The following is a 19079-nucleotide window of genomic DNA, read 5'->3' as shown; positions in this document are numbered from 1 at the left end:
CCCGCGCTCACCGCCGCCCAGTCGATGATCACCGTCATCCCGGACGGCGGCCGGAGGGGCTGGTACACCAACTGGCTCGACCAGAAGACCGCCGCAGGCGCGCAGAACTGGGAGAACTTCCACGTCAACCAGGTGATCCCGTTCATCGACGCCAACCTCCGCACCAGGGCGGCCAAGGAGGGGCGGGCCGTCGGCGGCCTCTCGATGGGCGGCTTCGGCGCCCTGCACTACGCCCAGCGCCACCCCGGCCTGTTCAGCCAGGTCGCCTCGCTCTCCGGTGCCAACGAGCTCTCGGTGCGCCACGCCGTCATGCGCGGGGCCGTCGTCGCCACGCTGACGAACGTCGGTGCCCCGCTCTGCGGCACCTCCGGCCCCGCCTGCTCGCTCAACTTCGGCCCCACGGTGTCCAGCGACGCGATCTTCGGCACGCCGTACCCGATCCTGGGCGCAGACCGGCGCTGGAACGAGGCGGACCCCGCCTCCCACATGGATGTCCTGGCCCGGGCCGGCATGGGCGTCACGATCTACACCGGGAACGGCAACGGCAACGCCGCGGAGCCGGAGTTCTGGGTCCAGTCGGCCTCCCTGCACGCCAAGGAAAGCCTGGACGCTCTCGGATACCCCTCCCACTACGTGGACTACGGCGACGGCTCCGGCTGGGGCAGCGCCTGCAAGGGCGGCCACAGCTCCGGCTGCTGGGCCCAGGACCTCGTGGACTTCGTTCCGCGCCTCGAAGCGGCATTCGCCGCCGCCTGACCCTCGTTCCCCGGCAGATCCTCACAGACAGGGTTTCCGTACATGATCAAGCGACTGTGCACGCTGCTGCTGACCCTCGCGGTCGTCTGGACCGTGGGAGCCGGTGCCGCCCGGGCGGAGGAAGGCAAGCGCGTCCACAACGGGATGCAGATCATCTTCAGTCCGTCGCTGCCCGACGCCTTCTGCACCCTCGGGGCGGTAGGGACGGACAAGTACCGCCACTCCATAGCCATTTCGGCAGGTCACTGTCTCAACGACCCGCCCTATGCCGACCGTGAGCTCCCCGACGACATCGCACCCGTCTACGACCGGGCGGACACCGCTTTCGGCCCGATCGGCCACGTGCGCTACTTCAAGGACCCCGAGGGCTCGCAGACGGGTCACGTGACCAAGGACTACATGGTCATTGAGCTGGTCCCGCAGGTGACGCTCTCCTCGCAGGGGCCGTACCTGAAGCAGACGGGAGAGGTGAAGGTCCCCGGCGGCACCGTCAGCCCGAACGCCCCGGAACCCGCACTCGACAACGAGCGGCTGCTCGCCGCCGGGAGCACCGAGCTCATCACGTCGGGTCAGACGGGGGCGTGGTACGGGACGATCATGGAGAACACCGCCGGCATCTACCGCTCGGCGGCCGTCAACATGCGGGGCGACTCGGGCGGACCGGCGATCGCGCGCGTACCCGGCACCCCTCTTCCCTCCCAGGAGAACGGCTTCCAGGCCGAGGGACCTTGGGCCGGCATCACCAAGGGCATCACTCTGGCACTGCCGCCCTTCCTGTACACCAGCTCGGCGAACATCCTGGCCGACCTGCGCGCCCGTGACGCCGCCGCACCCGCGGGCGTCTTCGGAGCGGGCTTCAAGGTGACCGCCAACCCGTAAGGCCGGCCCCGACCCCCATCGGCGGCCCCGGGCCGAGGCGCAGTTTGTGGGGGGCCGCCGGTGCCGTTCTCACAGCCAGCCCAGCCGGGCGGCCTTCAGGCCCGCCTCGAAGCGGCTGCGGGCACCGAGGCGATCCATGAGGGAGGCCATCATGCGGCGCGCGGTGCGCGGTGAGATGTGGAGTTGTTTGGCGGCGGATTCGTCCGTGTGCCCTTGGGCGATGCAGGCGAGCAGGGCGCCTTCGTGGCCCGACAGGGCGGGGCGGGCGCTGCCGAGCGGAGTAGACCGCTCCCAGGTCTGCTCGAAGAGCGCCAGCAGGGGGGCCAGCAGAGCCGGTTCGGACAGGCACAGGGCCCCTCTGCGCGTGTCGTCCGGATCGATGGGGAGCAGCGCCGACGCCCCGTCGACGAGGATCATCCGTGGCGGCAGGCTCGCCGCGGTGCGGAACTCGCCGCGCTGTTCGGTCAGCCACCGCGCGTAGTCCAGGGTCGCGGCGTCCTCGCGGACCCCGTCCAGGCCGATCGTGCGGATCCTCACCCCGCGCCCCAGGACGTGGCCGTCGTTGCGCCGCGCCGCCCGGAGGGCCGCCGCCGACTGGGGTCCTCCGGGCATGAACGTCAGCACCTCGCGGACCGCGTCACGGGCCAATTCCTGGAGCCGTCGCTGCACCGCGTCCATGCCCTCCAGCCGCTCGATGCCACCACCGCGGGAGGAGCGGGCCCCCGTGCCGGCGAGCATGCGGAGGAACGAGGCGTGGCTGTCGGCTATCTGCCGCTGCCGCTCGATCAGTTCGTCGTGCTGCCGCACCAGCAACTGCTGGAGCCCCACGGCCGGCTCCACCGCCAGGAAGCGGCCGGGCGCCTCGAAGGACTCCTGGATCAGCTGGAGCTCGAACAGTTTGTCCAGGCACGCGCGGACGCGGTCCGGGCAGGTCGCCAGGCGGGCCGCGATCTCCTCGACTCCCAGGGCGGGGGACTCCAGCATCTCCCGGTAGACCGCCTCGTCCGTCGTCTCCAGGCCGAGTGCCGTGAACATGAGTTTCCCTTTCCGCGTGGCAGGTGCCCCCGTGCCGGACAGTCTGGGCGTAGGCGGTCAACAGCGGATCAACACGCGTTGACGGCGGTTTCCGCTGCCCGTGGCACAAACCGGCCTGGACGGTTTAGACCCGCCTGAACCGGTTCCCCGGCCGATGGCGGCGGACCAGGATGGTGCCCACCGGGACGGCGTGGAAGAACCGGCCGCCCGATCAGCTCGGGGCAGTGCCACCGAGCCCGATCAGCCCGGTCAGCCCGATCAGAAAAGGTCGTTTCCATGGCAGCCCGTACCCGCGTTCCCGGCCGTCCGGCCAGCCCGGCCACCGCCGCCCGGCCGGCCCCGACCTGTTCAGTGGTGCGGCCGCTGTGATCTGGGACTGATGTACCCCGACCATGCGACTGACCGTCATCACCCTGGCCCCCACCGGCACCAGCGGCCGTCACCTCCTTGACGGAGCCCAGGTAGCCGCCGTGCTGTGGGTCGCGGCGACCCCCGAGGACCGCCTGGAGCACATCAGCACCCGCAGCGCTCCCGGCCGCCTCCACCTGGGGATCTTCACCACGGCACGCTCCGAGGCCGCCGCCGAGGCCGCAGCCCTCGGCATCTGCCGGCGCGCCCTGGCCATGTCCCCGATCCTGCGCGACTGGAGCGTCCGCGCCGTCCGCCCCGCATAGGCCGGCAGCCGCCCGCCCGTCACACCCGCCGGTCACCGGCGCGCCCACCGCGCCGCCGTACCCGAAACCCCCGGCAGCCCCGTCCACGCGAGAGGAACCTCCCCATGACCAACCCCTTCGAAGGCGACGACGGCGAGTACCTGGTCCTGACCAACGAGGAGAACCAGCACTCGCTGTGGCCCGCGGGCCTCGACGTGCCCGCCGGATGGTCCGTCACCCACGGCAAGGACACCAGGGCCGCCTGCCTCGATCACATCGAGCGGACCTGGACCGACATGCGCCCGGCCTCCCTGGCCGCCCTCACCACCCGCGAGTCCCGGCCCCACGCCTAGCCCCACCCGGAGAGCCTCCATGCCCGATCAGCAGCGCTCCACCCGCGCCGCCCGCCCCCGCCACTCCCTCATGTGCCGTCCCCCGCACTTCACCGTCGACTACTCCATCACCCCCTGGACGGCCCCCGCCCTCGCCGGCAAGCTCGCCGACCGCGGCTGCCGGCCCGTCGGGGTGGGCCTGTCCGAAGAACTCAAAGGCGGCGGCAGCGTCAAGTGCAGCACCCTGGAGATCAGCCACCGCACCACCGGCGGCCGGCGATGACCGCCCACTGGACCGTCGAGCCCGGCAGACCCGCCACCCTCCACGCCCCCCGGTCGGCCGGAACCGAGGAGGCGCTCGCCTGGCTGGCGTCCGCGCACACCGAACTGCGCGCCGGACTGCGGGAGCACGGGGCCGTGTACGTACGCGGCCTGCCCGTGCACAGCGTGGACACCTTCGCGCGCGTCCGCGACCTGCTCATCCCCCAGGGCACCCCGTACCGCGAGAAGGCCACGCCCCGCAGCGACTTCGGCGGCGGTGTCTACTCCTCCACGGACCTGCCGGCCGCCCAGGCGATCCGGATGCACAACGAGAACAGCTACACCCTCACCTTTCCCGGGCTGCTGCTCTTCGGCTGCCTCACCGCACCCGAGCAGGGCGGCGCCACCCCCGTCGCCGACTGCCGCAGCGTTCTGCGCGCCCTCCCCGCACACCTGGTGGAGCGGATGCGGACGCACGGCTGGCTGCTCAAGCGCACCTACTCCGACCACCTCTCGGTGGACTGGCGGTCCGCGTTCGCCACCGACTCCCCGGCCGAGGTCGAACGCTACTGCGCCGAGAACCTCATCTCCTGCGACTGGCGCCCGGACGGCAACCTCCGCACCCGCCAGCTGCGCCCCGGCATCATCCGCCACCCGGAGAGCGGCGAGGAGGTGTGGTTCAACCACCTGGCGTTCTGGAACGAGTGGTCGCTGGACGAGGAGGTCCGCGAGACCCTCGTGGACGAGCTCGGCCACGACGCCCTGCCCTTCAACACGGCCTTCGGCGACGGCCCGCCGCCGACCCGCGACGAGCTCGACACCCTCAACGGCGCCTACGAGGCGGCCACCGTCCGCCGGCCGTGGGAGGCGGGCGACCTGCTCCTCGTCGACAACATCCGCAGCGCGCACGGCCGCGACCCCTTCCGCGGCGACCGCCGGATCGTCGTCGCCCTGGGCGCCCCCGTGGCGCTCGCCGACTGCCGGCCCACCACCCCGCCCGCCGCCGACGCGCCGCACGCGACCGAAGTGGTGACCTTCCATGGCTGAGCCCCGCGCGTCCCGCCCCTCTCCCGACCCGGTGGACCGGTTCGCCCGGACCGTACGGGCCCACCCGGACCGTACCGCTGTCATCGGCCCGGACGTCACCCTCACCTTCGCCGAACTGGACGCCCGCACCGCGGACCTCGCCGGCCGCCTCCACGGCCTGGGCATCGGCCCGGGCGACCGGGTCGGCATCGGCCTGGCCCGGGGCGCGGACTGGGTCGTGGCACCGCTCGCCGTGTGGCGCGCGGGCGCCGCGTACGTCCCCCTCGACCCCGCCCACCCCGAAAGCCGGCTCGCCCGCGTCGCCGCCGACGCCGGGCCGCGCGCGCTGGTCACCGACACCGCCGCACCCTCCTGGCTCCCCGGCGTGCCCATCCTCGCCCCCGGTCCCACGGGCGCCACCGCCCCGCCCCGCCCGGCACCGGCCGCCCTCGACCCGGCGTACGTCCTCCACACCTCCGGCTCCACCGGCACCCCCAAGGGCGTCGAAGCCTGCCGCGGCGGCGTCGCCGCCCTCATCGACGCACTGGAGCGGACAGGCGTGTACGCGGACGGCCACCGGGTCGTCGCCTGGAACGCGAGCATCTCCTTCGACGCCTCCGTCCAGCAGTGGGTCCGCGTGTGCCGCGGCGACACCCTCGTCGTCCTCGCCGACGCGGACCGCACCGACCCCCACCGGCTGGCCGCCCTCCTCGCCGAGCACCGGGTGACCGACCTCGACCTCACCCCCTCCCACTGGGCGGCCCTCGCCCCCCACCTGCTGCCGCCGGCACCCCCCGAGCGGGTGCTGCGGCTCCTCATCGGCGGCGAGCCGGTGCCGCCGCGCATGTGGCGCGAGCTCGCGGACGCGTCCGCCGGGCGGCGGATCGAGGCGTTCAACCTCTACGGGCCCACCGAGACCACCGTCGACGCCACCGCCTGCCGCATCGAAGGCCCCGGCCCGCACCTGGGCAGCCCCCTGCCGCGGGTACGGGCGTACATCCTCGACGGCGCCCTGCGCCCCGCCCCGGCCGGCACCGCCGGTGAGCTCTACCTCGCGGGGCCCGGCCTGGCCCACGGCTACACCGGCCGGCCCGCGCTGACCGCCGAACGATTCGTCGCCGACCCCTTCGCCGCGGACGGCACCCGCATGTACCGCACCGGCGACGAGGTCCGCGAACGCGGCGACGGCACGCTGGAGTTCCTCGGCCGCACCGACCGGCAGGTCAAGGTCCGCGGCCACCGGGTGGAGCTCGGCGAGGTCGAGGCCGCGCTGTGCTCGCACCCCGGCGTCACCGCCGCGGTGGCGACCCTGCGCCGGGGCACCGAGCTCCTCGCCCACTACGTGCCGGCCGGCAGCACCGGACCCGCTCCCGAGGAGCTGCGGGCGCACACCGCGGCCGCCCTGCCCGGCTACATGGTCCCGGCCGCGTTCGTCGCCCTGGACGCCCTGCCGACGACCGTCAGCGGCAAGGTCGACGTACACGCCCTGCCGGCGCCCGGACCCGGGACGCGACGCCTCGGGACGCAACTCCCCGGGCACGACGGCCCCGACGGCCTCGACGGTGAGATCGAGGAACTGATCGCCGCCGTGTGGTCGGAGGTCCTCGGCCGCGACGGCATCCGCCCCGACGACGACTTCTTCGCCCTCGGCGGCCACTCCCTCGTGGCGCTGCGCGTCGTCTCCCGGCTCAAGAAACGGATCGGTGTGGTCATGCCGACGAAGGACATCTACCGCCACCCGCGCCTGCGCGACCTCGCCGGGCACGCCGAGTCGCTGCGCACGGGGAGCACGTCATGAGCACCGCACCGGCCACCACGGTGGTCGCCCTGAAGCGGACCGCGGGGGCGGAGCGGACCCTGGTGTGCCTCGGCTTCTGCGGCGGCGGCACCGCGGCCTACCACGAGTGGGCCGCCGCGATGCCGGCCGGCACCGACCTCCTCGCCGTCTGCTACCCCGGCCGCGAGGGCCGCTTCGCCGAGGAATACGCCGACACCTGGGACGCCCTCGCCCAGGACGCCACCGCCGCCGTCCGCGCGGCCACCTCCTCCGGCGGCCCGTACGTCCTGTTCGGGCACAGCATGGGCGGCTGGATGGCGTTCGACGTCACCACCCGGCTCGCCGCGGCGGGCGACCCCCTGCCGGACACCCTCGTCGTGTCCTCGTGCAACGCCCCCGACCGGGGCCTGACCGCGCGCGACCGCTTCCCGGCCCGAGGCGACGCGGACGGCGAGCTCCTGACGTGGATGAGCGTCCACGGGCTGCTGCCCGCGCACGTCCTCGACGACGAGGACCTGACGGAGATGGCCGTCGAACTGATGCGTGCCGACATCCGGGTCCGCGACACCTTCACCTACACCGGGGCCAGGATCACCGTCCCCCTCCAGGTCCTCTCCGGCGCCGAGGATGCGGTCGTCGGGGACGACGCCGGGGACCGCTGGGGCGGCCTCACGACCGCCGCCCACCGGCACGACGTGCTGCCCGGCGGCCACTTCTACACCCCCGGGGTCTGGCGGACCCTCCCGGACCGCATCCCGGCCCTCACGGCCGCGGACGGACAGCCGACCGCCCCGGCCACCGGATGCACCGGCCAGGGGACAGGCGGCCTGAGCGGATGACCGGCGACACCTCCCCGACCCAGGCACTCGTCGTCGCCGCCGTCGCCGCCCTCGGCGCCGCTCCGGCGGAGATCGCCGGTGGGCGCACCGTACACGGCACCGGCCGCGCCCCGGTCCCGCGCACCCCCGCCCTGCCACCCGCCGGCCGCGGAGGAGACCGGCGAAGGCGCCCACCGGCCGGCCGCCCCGGCCGGCCGGCCCGTCGAGCGGCCCGGCGATCCCCGCACCCCCGGCCGACCGGCCGGCTCCAGAAAGTGATGTGACACGCCGATGGACCAGCACGCCGGCACCGACCGCCCCGCACACCACGAGCCCGGCCGCGACCGGGCCGCGACCGGCATCCGCCTCGTCGAGGCGTTCCAGCGTCAGGCCGCCCGCACCCCCCGCGCCACCGCGGTCGTGGCCGGGGACGTCGAGCTGACCTACGCGGACCTCAACGCCCGGGCCAACCGGCTGGCCCATCTGCTCCTCATGCACGGCGCCGCACCGGAACACCTCGTGGCCCTGGCCCTCCCGCGCTCCGCGGACCTGGTGGTGGCGCTGCTGGCCGTGCGGAAGACCGGAGCGGCCTACATGCCGGTCGACCCGGAGTACCCGGCCGCCCGGATCGCCGGCACGCTGGCCGACGCCCGCCCGCACCTGGTGCTGACCACCCGTGCGGCGGCGGACTCCCTCCCGGCCCCCGAGGACGGGTTCCGCAGGATCGTCCTGGACGGGCCGGGGTGCCGGCTCCTGCTCGCGGACTGCCCGGCCTCCGACCCGGCCGAGGCGGATCTCGCGGAGCCGTGCGACCCCCGCCACCCCGCGTACGTCATCCACACCTCGGGCTCCACCGGCCTGCCCAAGGGCGTCGTCGTCCCCGGCTCGGCGCTGGACGCCTTCCTCACCGACATGTCCACCCGCTTCCCCCTGACCTCCGAGGACCGGCTGGTCGCGGTGACGACCCTGTCGTTCGACATCGCGGCCCTGGAGATCTTCCTGCCGCTGGTCTCCGGCGCCACCGTGGTGCTGGCCGACCGGGACACCGTGCGCGACCCGGCGGCGCTCGCCGGCCTGGTGACCTCGGCCGGAGGCACCGTCCTCCAGGCGACCCCGTCGCTGTGGCGGCTCCTGCTCACCCACGCCCCGCAGGCGCTGCGCGGGCTCCGGATGCTCGTCGGCGGCGAGGCACTGCCGCCCGGCCTGGCCGGGATGATGACCGCGACCGGCAGCGAGGTGACCAACCTCTACGGCCCGACCGAGACGACGATCTGGTCCACCGCGGCGCGCCTCGGCGAGCGGCCCGGAACCCCGCCCATCGGCCGTCCGCTGCGCGGCACCCGCGTCCACGTCCTGGACGAGGCCCTGCGCCCGGTCGCCCCCGGGGTCCCCGGCGAGCTCTACATCTCCGGAGCCGGCCTGGCCCGCGGCTATCTGGGCCGGCCGGGGACGACGGCCGAGCGCTTCGTCGCCGACCCGTTCGGCGCGCCCGGCAGCCGGATGTACCGGACCGGCGACCTCGCCCGCCGGGGGACGGACGGTGAACTGGAGTACGTGGGGCGCGTCGACCAGCAGGTGAAGGTGCGCGGTCACCGGATCGAGACCGGGGAGATCGAGGCCGTCCTGGCCGAGCACGACCAGGTCGCCCAAGCCGCCGTGGTGGCCCGCGAGGACACCCCCGGCGAGCCGCGCCTGGTCGCCTACGTCGTGCCCACCGGACGGGCCGGGCGCGACGAGGCCGGTGAACTCCGCCAGGTCGAGGAGTGGTTGAGCGCCTACGAGGACGTCTACCGCGAAGCGGCCGCGGGCGAGTTCGGCGAGGACTTCGCCGTATGGACCAGCGTCTACGACGGCACCCCCATTGCGCTGGAGCAGATGCGCGACTGGCGGGACCACTTCCTGGACCGCGTCCGTTCGCTCGGCCCGCGCCGGGTGCTGGAGCTCGGCGCAGGCAACGGCCTCGTCCTGGCCCATCTGGCGCCGCACTGCGAGGCGTACTGGGCCACCGACTTCTCCGCGGAGGCCGTCGACGGACTCCGCGAGGCACTCGCCGGACAGCCGCACCTGGCAGGGAAGGTCACCCTGCGGGCCCAGGCCGCCCATGTGGTCGACGGTCTGCCGCGGGACTACTTCGACACCGTCGTCCTCAACTCGGTTCTCCAGTACTTCCCGAACGCCGACTACCTCGTGGAGGTCGTCGAGCGGGCGATCGGACTGCTCGTCCCCGGGGGCCGGCTCGTCGTCGGCGACGTCCGCAACCTGCGCCTGCACCGCTGTCTCCTGACCGCCGTCGAGCTGCACCGGCGTGGCGCTGACGCGGATCCGGACGCGGTGCGCCGGGCGGTCGAACAGGCCCTGGTCATGGAGAGGGAACTGCTCGTCGACCCCGACTTCTTCGCGGCGTTCGGCGAGGACTCCCACGAGGTGGCGGCCGTCGACATCCAGCTCAAGCGGGGCCGCTACCACAACGAGCTCTCCCGCCACCGCTACGACGTGGTCCTGCACAAGCACCCCCGGGCGCTGCCCGCCCCGGCCGAGGAGACCGAGCTGCGCTGGGGCGGCGAGCTCGCGTCCGTCGCGGAGCTGGCCGCGTTCCTCGACACCCGCCGCCCGGCCGCCCTGCGGGTGACCGCAGTGCCGCAGCTCGGCCTCGCCGGTGAACTGGGCGCGCTGCGCGCCCTGGACGCCGGCGAGGACCCCGAAGCGGTGTCGGCCGCCCTGCACGGCAAGGGGCCGCTCGACGACGTGACCGCCGGCGTGGACGCCGAAGAGCTGTACCGGCTGGGGGAGCGGCTCGGGTACCGGACCGCCGTCACCTGCGGGCCCGCCGCCCACGCCGGCGCCATGGAGGCGCTGTTCGTCGACGCGGGCGCCTCGGGCCGCACGGACGCGGTGGCCGACCCGGTGCCCGCCTACCGCCGCACCGCACCGGGCGGCGTGCCGCTCGCGGCGCACACCAACGACCCCGTCGCCTCCCGCCAGCTGGGCTCACTGGTCTCCGCGCTTTGGGGGCACCTCCGCGAACGACTGCCGGAACACATGATCCCCGCCGACTTCGTACCGCTGGAATCGCTGCCGCTCACCCCGAACGGGAAGCTCGACCGCAAGGCCCTGCCCGCCCCGCGCCTCCGCGCCGGCGCCGCGGGCCGCCGGCCGGGCACGGTGCGGGAGCGGCAGCTGTGCGCGGTCTTCGCCGAGGTGCTCGGCCTCGCCTCGGTCGGCGTCGACGACTCCTTCGTAGAGCTCGGCGGGGACAGCATCAGCTCCATCCGGCTGGCCGCCGGAGCCCGCGAGACCGGCCTGGTGATCACCCCGCAGGAGATCCTCCGGCACCGGACGGTCGAGGCCCTCGCCAGGATCGCCCGATCTCCCGACGCGGAGGACCCAGGGCCGGGCGAGGGGGCCTTGCCGGTGATCGACCAGGACGAATTCGACGAGATCGTGCGCGGTATCGAAGGGGGCATGCGGGCATGACACATCCGCAGATCGAGGACATCCTGCCGCTGACTCCGCTCCAGGAAGGGCTGCTGTTCCACACGCGGCTCGACCGCGAGCACCGCGGCCTCTACATCGACCAGTACGCCGTCGAGCTGCGCGGCGAACTCGACGCGGCGCGGCTGAAGGCATCGGCCGCCGCCCTGATGGCGCGCCACCCCGCGCTGCGCACCGGCTTCACCCACCGCAGGACCGGCGAGCCCGTTCAGGCCGTCCACCGGGACGCCCCCGTGAACTGGCGCGAGATCGACCTGCGGCCGCTCGGCTCCGGACCCGCCGAGACCCGGGCCGGCGAACTGGCGGACCAGGACCGGGCGCTCGGGGTGGACCCCGGCAACCCGCCCCTGCTGCGCCACACCCTGATCACCTTGGCGCCCCGGCACCACCGGCTCGTCCTGACAGCCCATCACATCGTTGTGGACGGCTGGTCGGTCGCCGTCCTCCTCGACGAGCTGTTCGCCCTGTACGCGCAGGAGTCCTCCGGGCCCGCACCGCGGCCTGAGGCGTCTCTCCTGCCCCCGGCCCGCCCCTACCGCGACCACCTGGCCTGGATGGCCGGGCGGGACCGGCCGGCGGCCGAACACGCCTGGCGCACCACGCTGGCCGGGCTCGCGGAGCCCACCCTCATCGCCCCGCCGGACCGGGTCGCGACGCGCCCCGCGGGGACGACGGCCGAAAGCGTCGCCGTGCGGCTCGCCGAAGCCACCGGCACGGCCCTCAGGGAGCGGGCCCGCCGGAGCGGGATGCTGCTCAACACCGTCTTCCAGGCGTCCTGGGCGGTGGTGCTCGGCGAGGCCACCGGCCGCGACGACGTGGTCTTCGGCTGCACCGTCAGCGGGCGGAGCCCCGAACTCCCCGGGTCCGACACCATGGTGGGCCTGCTCATCAACACTGTTCCGGTCCGCGCCCGGCTCGCTCCCGGCCTCTCCCTGCGCGCCCTGGGCGAGCAGCTCCAGGACCAGCGTGTGGGGCTCATGGAGCACGATCACCACGCCCTGACCGACATCCAGCGCACCACCGGCCTCCAGGGGCCACTGTTCGACACCAACCTCGCCTTCGACAACTTCCCGGTGAACACCTCCCCCGCCCTGCCGGGCCGGGACCTGGAGGTGTCCGTCACGATCCGGGACACTCCGACGCACTTCCCGCTCACCCTGATCGTCGAACCGGGACCCCGGCTCCGGGTGCGCCTGAACTACCGCGGCGAGCTCATCGGCCGGGCCCAGGTGGAGCGGCTCGCCGCACGGCTCGCACGGCTCCTGGAGCAGTGGGCCGCCGACCCCGACCGCCCCCTCGGTGAGCCCGACCCCCTCGACGGGGACGAGCGCGACCGCGTCCTGCGCGCGTGGAACGACACCGCGCGCCCGTTTCCCCGCACCACCCTGCCGGAGCTGTTCGAAGCCCAGGCCGCACGGACCCCGGACGCCACCGCCGTGATCTTCGGGGACGAACGCCTCAGCTACGCCGACCTGGACGCCCGGGCGACCCGCCTGGCCGATCTGCTGACCGCACGGGGCATCGGCCCCGAGAATGTCGTGGCGGTGGCCGTGCCGCGCTCGGCCGACCTCGTCGTCGCCCTGTACGGGGTGATCACATCAGGCGCCGCCTATCTGCCGATCGACCAGGGCCTGCCCGCGCAGCGGATCGCCGGCATGCTGGCCGACGCGGCCCCGGCCCTGCTGATCACCACCGCCGACGCCGGGCGGAGCCTGCCGCCCGGCCCGGTCCCGAGGCTCCTCCTCGACGGACCGGACCCCGCCGCCGACGGCCCACCGCCGACCAGCCCGGCCGTCCCCGCACGGCGGACCCCGCTCACCCCCGGCCACCCGGCCTACGTGATCTTCACCTCCGGGTCGACCGGCCGCCCCAAGGGCGTCCAGATCACCCACGCCGGCATCGTCAACCGCCTGCTGTGGATGCAGGAGGAGTACGCGCTCACCGCCGACGACCGCGTCCTGCAGAAGACACCGTGCGGCTTCGACGTGTCGGTGTGGGAGCTCTTCTGGCCCCTGATCACCGGCGCCGCCCTCGTCGTCGCCGAACCGGACGGCCACAAGGACCCCGCCTACCTCGCCGACCTCATCCGCCGCGAGTCCGTCACCACCGCGCACTTCGTCCCCTCCATGCTGGGCGCCTTCCTCCAGGAACCGGCCGCCCGCGCGACGGCGAGCACGCTGCGCCGGGTGATGTGCAGCGGCGAGGCACTCCCGCCCGAGACACAGGCCGCGTTCTTCGACACCCTCGACGGGGTGGAGCTCCACAACCTCTACGGGCCCACCGAGACCTCCGTCGACGTGACCCTGTGGCCCTGCCGCCCCGACCCCGCGGCGACCACCGTCCCCATCGGCCGCCCCGCCGCCAACACCCGCGCCTACGTCCTCGACGGCCGGCTGCGGCCCGTCGCCCCCGGCGTCACCGGCGAGCTCTACGTGAGCGGCGTCCAGCTGGCCCGCGGCTACCTCGGCCGGCCCGCCCTCACGGCCGAACGGTTCCTCGCCTGCCCCTTCGAGCCCGGCGCCCGCATGTACCGCACGGGCGACCTCGTCCGCTGGACCGCCCACGGCACCCTGGAGTTCCTCGGCCGCGCCGACGACCAGGTCAAGATCCGGGGCTTCCGCGTCGAACTCGGCGAGGTGGAGACCGCGGCCGCCCGCTGCGCCGGCGTCGCACAGAGCGCCGCCGTGGTCCGCGAGGACCGGCCCGGCGACCCGCGCCTGGTCGCCTACGCCGTCCCCGCCCCCGGCGCCGAACTCCGCCCCGCCCGCCTGAGGGCGGAGCTGGCCGAGACGCTGCCGGAGCACATGGTGCCGTCCGCCGTGGTCGTCCTGCCCGCCCTGCCCGTGACCGCCAACGGCAAGCTGGACCGCAAGGCCCTGCCCGCACCCGGCCACACCGCCGCACCCGGCGGCCGCAGGCCGCGCACCGGACGGGAGGAGATCCTCGCGGGCCTCTTCACCGCCGTGCTGGGCCTGCCCGACGTGGGCGCCGACGACGACTTCTTCACCCTGGGCGGCAACTCCCTGCTCGCCATGCGGCTCGTCGCCCGGGCCCGCACCGCCCTCGGCGTGGAGCTCGGCATCCGCGAGGTGTTCGCCACCCCCACCGTCGCGGGTCTGGCGGCCGGCCTGGACCGCTTCGGCCCGGCCCGGCCGGCGCTGCGGACCGCGGAGCGTCCGGCCGAGCTGCCGCTGTCCTTCGCCCAGCGACGTCTGTGGTTCCTGAACCGCACGGGGCAGGGGGCCGACTATCACTGCGCGTTCGCCCTGCGACTGTGCGGCCCCCTGGACCGTGCGGCCCTAGCCGCTGCCCTCACGGACGTCACCGGTCGGCACGAAGCCTTGCGCACGGTGTTCCCCGAGAGCGACGGCGAGCCGTGCCAGCGGGTGCTTCCGGCGGAGGCCGCCGCCGTGGGGCTGGACGTCGTCGACTGCGGGCCGGCCGGCCCGGGCGACACGCTGAAGCGGCTGGCGACCGAGGACTTCGACCTCGCCCGGCGCCCCCCGGTGCGGGCCACGCTCTTCGCATCGGGCGAGGACGAGCACCTGCTCGCCTTGGTGGTGCACCACATCGCGCTCGACGGCTGGTCGTGGGGCCCGCTCTTCCGCGACCTGGCGCGGGCGTACGAGGACCGGCGGCAGGGGATCGCTCCCGGCTGGGAGCCGTTGCCGGTGCAGTACGCCGACTACACCCTCTGGCAGCGGGAGCTGCTGGGGGAGGAATCCGATCCGGGCAGCGTGGTGTCCCGGCAGCTGGACTTCTGGCGGAAGCAGCTCGCCGGAGCGCCTGCCGAGCTGACGCTGCCGTTCGACCGGCCGCGTCCGGCGGTGGCGAGTCATGCCGGTGGATCGGTCCCGGTGGAGCTGGATGCTGAGCTGCACGCCCGGCTGCTGGAGTTGGCGCGGTCGAACGGCTGCACCTTGTTCATGGTGGTGCAGGCGGGCCTTGCGGTGCTGCTGTCCCGGCTCGGGGCGGGCACGGACATTCCGATCGGCACGCCGGTGGCCGGTCGCGCCGACGACGCCTTGGACGACCTGGTGGGTTTCTTCGTCAACACCCTGGTCCTGCGCACCGACGTCTCCGGCGACCCCGGCTTCGTCGAGCTGCTCTCCCGGGTCCGGGAAGCGGATCTGGCGGCGTACGAGCACCAGGACGTGCCGTTCGAGCGGGTCGTGGAGGCCCTCAACCCCGAGCGGTCCCTTGCCCGCCACCCCCTCTTCCAGGTCATGTTCCAGCTCCAGGAACCCGCCGACACCTTGGCCCTCGCGGGACTCGACGTCCGCGACGAGCCCCTGCGCTCCGACGAGGCGCAGTTCGACCTGACCGTCGAGGTCCGGGAACACCGTGACGCCGACGGCACCCCGGCCGGCATCCGCGGGGCGCTCGAATACGCGGCGGAACTCTTCGACCCCGAAACCGCCCGGAGCCTGGCCGCGGGCCTCACCCGGGTGCTGCGGCACCTGGCAGCCGCCCCGCGGCGCCCGGTCGGTGAGGCGGACCCGATGACCGACGAGGAGCGCGAGCGGATCCTGACCGACTGGAACGACACCGCCCTCGCCACTCCCGAGGCGACGTTTCCGCAGGTGTTCGAGGAGCGGGCCGCGCGGACGCCCGACGCCACGGCGCTGGTCCACGGCACCACCGCGCTGACCTTCGCCGAGCTCAACGCCCGGGCCAACCGCCTGGCACGCGCCCTCGTGGAGCGCGGCGCGGGACCCGAGAGCCTGGTCGCCCTGGCGCTGCCCAGGTCCGAGGAGTCGGTGGTGGCCCTGCTCGCCGTGCTCAAGGCCGGTGCCGCGTCCGTGCCCGTCGACCTGGAGTACCCGGCCGAACGGATCGCCCTGCTGCTGGAGGACGCGGCCCCCGCGCTCGTCGTCACCGACTCCGCCACCGCCGGAACCCTGCCCACAGCCGGTGGCACCCCCCAGGTGGTGATCGACGACCCGGCCATGGGGGAACGCCCGCACGGCAACCCCGGATTGGAGGTCGGGCCCGGCCACGCCGCGTACGTCATCCACACCTCCGGCTCCACCGGCCGGCCCAAGGGCGTCGTCATCGACCACGCCGGGCTGCGCAACCTCTACGCCCACCACCGCGCCGGCCTCATAGCCCGCGCCGAGAAGACCTGTGAGGGACGCCCCCTGCGGGTGGCGCTGACGGCCTCGCTGTCCTTCGACACGTCCTGGGAAGGGCTGCTGTGGATGGCCGCGGGCCATGAGCTGCACGTCATCGGTGACGACATCCGCCGCGACGCGGGCGCCATGGCCCGGCACATCACCGAAACCGGCATCGACGTGCTCGACATCACGCCGACCTACGCGGAACAGCTGGTCGAGGCCGGGCTGCTGACCGATCCCCGGCACCGCCCCCGCGTTCTGCAACTCGGCGGCGAGCCCACCGGATCCGCCCTGTGGCAACGGCTGCGGGGGGTGGACGGCCTGATCACCCTCAACATCTACGGCCCGACCGAATACACGATCGACGCCCTGTGGTGGGACCTGGCGGACGGCGACCGGCCCCTGGTCGGCCGCCCGATCGCCAACACTCGGGCCTACGTCCTGGACACGGCGCTGCGACCGGTGTCACCGGGCGTGGCCGGCGAGCTGTACCTCGCCGGCGCCGGGCTGGCTCGGGGCTATCTGGGCAGGCCGGGGCTGACGGCGGAGCGGTTTGTGGCGTGTCCGTTCGCGGTGGGGGAGCGGATGTATCGCACGGGTGACCTGGTGCGGTGGGACCGGGACGGTGTCCTGGAGTTTCTGGGCCGGGCGGACGAGCAGGTGAAGATCCGGGGGTTCCGCGTCGAGCCGGGTGAGATCGAGGCCGCCCTGGCCGGGCTGCCGGAGGTGGCGCAGGCCGTGGTGACGGTTCGTGAGGACGGCCCCGGTGGCAAGCGGCTCGTCGCTCACGTCGTGCCCGCGAGCGGCCGTACGGTCGAAGCCGTCGCCCTGCGCCGGTCCTTGGCGTCAGTGCTGCCGGACCACATGGTCCCGTCGGCGTTCGTGCTGCTGGACGCCTTTCCGGTGACGCCGAACGGGAAGCTGGACCGCAAGGCTCTGCCGAGCCCCGACTACGCGGCGGCTGCCGGGTCCCGTGCGCCGCGTACGCCGCGGGAGGAGATCCTGGCGGGCCTGTTCGCCGAGGTCCTGGGTCTGCCCGGGGTGGGCGCCGAGGACAGCTTCTTCGACCTCGGCGGGCACTCGCTCCTCGCGACCCGGCTCATCTCCCGCGCCCGCACGGCACTCGGCGTCGAGATCGGCATCCGCGACCTCTTCCGGGCGCGGACCCCCGCCGCACTCGCCGAACTGGCCGGCGACGCCGACAGCGCCCGGCCGCCGCTGGCCCGCCGAGCGCACCCGGACACCCCGCCGCTGTCCTTCGCCCAGCACCGCCTGTGGTTCGTCCACCACGCCGAAGAACACGCCGCCACCTACAACATGCCCTTCGCCGTCCGCCTCCACGGCACCCTTGACGGCCCCGCGCTCGCCGCTGCACTGGCCGATGTCACCGCCCGGCACGAGACGCTGCGCACCCTGCTCCCCGACGTGGACGGAAACCCCGCGCTGCGTGTCCTGACCCCGGACGAGGCCCGCCCCGAGCTGCGGGCCGAGGACGTCACGGAGACGGAGCTCGACCGAGCCGTCGAGGCCCTGACGTCCTACCGCTTCGACCTGGCAGCCGACATGCCCCTCCGGGCCCGGCTGCTCCGCCTCCGCGCCGACGAACACGTCCTGCTCCTCGTCATGCACCACATCGCCTCCGACGGCTGGTCCATGGAACCCCTGCTGCGCGACCTGGCACGGGCCTACGCGGACCGCCGGCGGGGGAGCGCCCCGGGCTGGGAGCCGCTGCCGGTGCGGTACACGGACTACTCGGTGTGGCAGCGCGAGCTGCTGGGGGAGGAGTCCGATCCGGGCAGCGTGGTGTCCCGGCAGCTGGACTTCTGGCGGAAGCAGCTCGCCGGGGTTCCCGCCGAGCTTTCCCTCCCCTTCGACCGGCCGCGTCCGGCGATGGCGAGCTATGCGGGCGGCTCGGTCCCGGTGGAGCTGGACGCCGCGCTGCACGCCCGGCTGCTGGAGTTGGCGCGGTCGAACGGCTGCACCTTGTTCATGGTGTTGCAGGCGGGACTTGCGGTGCTGCTGTCGAGACTCGGTGCCGGTACCGACATCCCGATCGGCACACCGGTGGCCGGGCGTGCGGACGAGGCCCTGGACGACCTGGTGGGCTTCTTCGTCAACACCCTCGTGCTGCGCACCGACGTCTCCGGCGACCCCACGTTCGCCGACCTCCTCGCCCGGGTTCGGGAGACGGACCTGGCGGCGTACGAACACCAGGACGTGCCCTTCGAGCGGGTCGTGGAGGCCCTCAACCCCGAGCGGTCCGTCGCCCGCCACGCCCTCTTCCAGGTCATGTTCCAGCTCCACACCACCCCCGCCGACAGCCTGACGCTGCCCGGTCTGACCACCACGCCCCAGCCGGTCCCCTTCGGCATCGCCAAGTTCGACCTCACCCTCGACATGGCGGAACGTCACGGCGCCGACGGAACACCGGACGGCCTCCACGGCGAACTGACCTATGCCACCGAGCTGTTCACCGCCGACACCGCGCGCCGCCTGGCCGAGGACCTCGCAGCGCTCCTCGGCACCCTCGCGGCCGACCCCGGCCGGCCCCTCAGCGCCCTCGCCGGACTGCCGGCCCCCCGCCCCGCCGCCCGTTCGGCCGCCGCGGAGGCGCCCTCCGCACCGGCCGGGGAACACACCGCCGACAGCCCGACGGAACAGGCGCTGTGCGCGCTCTTCGCCGAAGTGCTGGAGGTCGACTCCGTCGCCCCCGACGACAACTTCTTCGCCCTGGGCGGCCACTCCCTCCAGGTGACCAGGCTCATCAGCCGGGTCCGGGCCGTGCTCGGCCTGGAACTCCGCATCCGCCAGGTCTTCCAGCACCCCACCCCGGCCGGCGTCGCCGCCCGTCTGACCGCCGCACCGAAGGCGCGCCCCGCGCTGCGCCGCTCGGCCCTCTGAACCGTCGAGTGCGCGCACACCAAGGAGATCCC

At 74.2% G+C, this 19079-nt stretch carries 11 protein-coding genes; 10 read left to right on the top strand and 1 reads right to left on the bottom strand.

What is annotated here, in order from left to right:
• The coding region (locus ABZ951_RS11620; protein ID WP_361279711.1) for an alpha/beta hydrolase-fold protein at positions 1–756 on the top strand (756 nt) is incomplete at its 5' end.
• 42 nt (positions 757–798) lie between these two features.
• Positions 799–1635 carry a hypothetical protein gene (locus tag ABZ951_RS11615; RefSeq protein ID WP_344092116.1) on the top strand — a complete coding sequence of 279 codons (837 nt, stop codon included), beginning with the start codon at positions 799–801 and terminating at the stop codon, positions 1633–1635.
• Positions 1636–1704: 69 nt separating this feature from the next.
• On the opposite strand, the gene ABZ951_RS11610 is transcribed toward ABZ951_RS11615, so the two are convergent.
• Positions 1705–2670, bottom strand: a complete 966-nt coding sequence (locus ABZ951_RS11610) for a helix-turn-helix transcriptional regulator (protein ID WP_344092119.1) — start codon at positions 2668–2670, stop codon at positions 1705–1707.
• Positions 2671–3062: 392 nt separating this feature from the next.
• On the opposite strand from ABZ951_RS11610, the gene ABZ951_RS11605 reads away from it, so the two are divergent.
• From ABZ951_RS11605 to ABZ951_RS11570, 8 genes are all read left to right on the top strand, one after another.
• Positions 3063–3344, top strand: a complete 282-nt coding sequence (locus ABZ951_RS11605; RefSeq protein ID WP_344092121.1) for a hypothetical protein — start codon at positions 3063–3065, stop codon at positions 3342–3344.
• 104 nt (positions 3345–3448) lie between these two features.
• Entirely contained in the window at positions 3449–3676 is a 228-nt protein-coding gene (locus ABZ951_RS11600) for an MbtH family protein (RefSeq protein WP_344092123.1), read from the top strand.
• A 19-nt stretch (positions 3677–3695) separates the two neighbouring features.
• The gene (locus ABZ951_RS11595; protein ID WP_344092180.1) at positions 3696–3938 is read left to right on the top strand and encodes a hypothetical protein; all 243 of its coding nucleotides are present in this window, start codon (positions 3696–3698) and stop codon (positions 3936–3938) included.
• Positions 3935–4963, top strand: coding sequence for a TauD/TfdA family dioxygenase (locus ABZ951_RS11590; RefSeq protein WP_344092125.1), 1029 nt, complete (start codon positions 3935–3937; stop codon positions 4961–4963). The genes ABZ951_RS11595 and ABZ951_RS11590 overlap by 4 nt, the downstream gene beginning before the upstream one ends.
• Positions 4956–6740: a non-ribosomal peptide synthetase gene (locus tag ABZ951_RS11585; RefSeq protein ID WP_344092128.1), complete on the top strand. Its 1785-nt coding sequence runs from the start codon at positions 4956–4958 to the stop codon at positions 6738–6740. The genes ABZ951_RS11590 and ABZ951_RS11585 overlap by 8 nt, the downstream gene beginning before the upstream one ends.
• Entirely contained in the window at positions 6737–7558 is an 822-nt protein-coding gene (locus ABZ951_RS11580) for an alpha/beta fold hydrolase (protein ID WP_344092130.1), read from the top strand. The genes ABZ951_RS11585 and ABZ951_RS11580 overlap by 4 nt, the downstream gene beginning before the upstream one ends.
• Before the next feature lie 270 nt (positions 7559–7828).
• The gene (locus ABZ951_RS11575; RefSeq protein ID WP_344092132.1) at positions 7829–11011 is read left to right on the top strand and encodes an amino acid adenylation domain-containing protein; all 3183 of its coding nucleotides are present in this window, start codon (positions 7829–7831) and stop codon (positions 11009–11011) included.
• Positions 11008–19047 (top strand): amino acid adenylation domain-containing protein, encoded by an 8040-nt coding sequence (locus tag ABZ951_RS11570; protein ID WP_344092134.1) that lies wholly within the window; start codon positions 11008–11010, stop codon positions 19045–19047. The genes ABZ951_RS11575 and ABZ951_RS11570 overlap by 4 nt, the downstream gene beginning before the upstream one ends.
• Positions 19048–19079 lie beyond the last annotated feature (32 nt).

The sequence above is a fragment of the Streptomyces sp. NPDC046215 genome (assembly GCF_040646215.1).
Lineage (GTDB): Bacteria > Actinomycetota > Actinomycetes > Streptomycetales > Streptomycetaceae > Streptomyces > Streptomyces stramineus.
Note: the sequence above shows the minus strand (reverse complement) of the source record. Positions and strands in the feature narration are given on the sequence as shown.

Excerpts from the sequence above, each read along its gene's own strand:
- ABZ951_RS11615 (WP_344092116.1), top strand. The coding sequence starts at position 799 with ATGATCAAGCGACTGTGCACGCTGCTGCTGACCCTCGCGGTCGTCTGG.
- ABZ951_RS11610 (WP_344092119.1), bottom strand. The coding sequence starts at position 2,670 with ATGTTCACGGCACTCGGCCTGGAGACGACGGACGAGGCGGTCTACCGG.
- ABZ951_RS11605 (WP_344092121.1), top strand. The coding sequence starts at position 3,063 with ATGCGACTGACCGTCATCACCCTGGCCCCCACCGGCACCAGCGGCCGT.
- ABZ951_RS11600 (WP_344092123.1), top strand. The coding sequence starts at position 3,449 with ATGACCAACCCCTTCGAAGGCGACGACGGCGAGTACCTGGTCCTGACC.
- ABZ951_RS11595 (WP_344092180.1), top strand. The coding sequence starts at position 3,696 with ATGCCCGATCAGCAGCGCTCCACCCGCGCCGCCCGCCCCCGCCACTCC.
- ABZ951_RS11590 (WP_344092125.1), top strand. The coding sequence starts at position 3,935 with ATGACCGCCCACTGGACCGTCGAGCCCGGCAGACCCGCCACCCTCCAC.
- ABZ951_RS11585 (WP_344092128.1), top strand. The coding sequence starts at position 4,956 with ATGGCTGAGCCCCGCGCGTCCCGCCCCTCTCCCGACCCGGTGGACCGG.
- ABZ951_RS11580 (WP_344092130.1), top strand. The coding sequence starts at position 6,737 with ATGAGCACCGCACCGGCCACCACGGTGGTCGCCCTGAAGCGGACCGCG.
- ABZ951_RS11575 (WP_344092132.1), top strand. The coding sequence starts at position 7,829 with ATGGACCAGCACGCCGGCACCGACCGCCCCGCACACCACGAGCCCGGC.
- ABZ951_RS11570 (WP_344092134.1), top strand. The coding sequence starts at position 11,008 with ATGACACATCCGCAGATCGAGGACATCCTGCCGCTGACTCCGCTCCAG.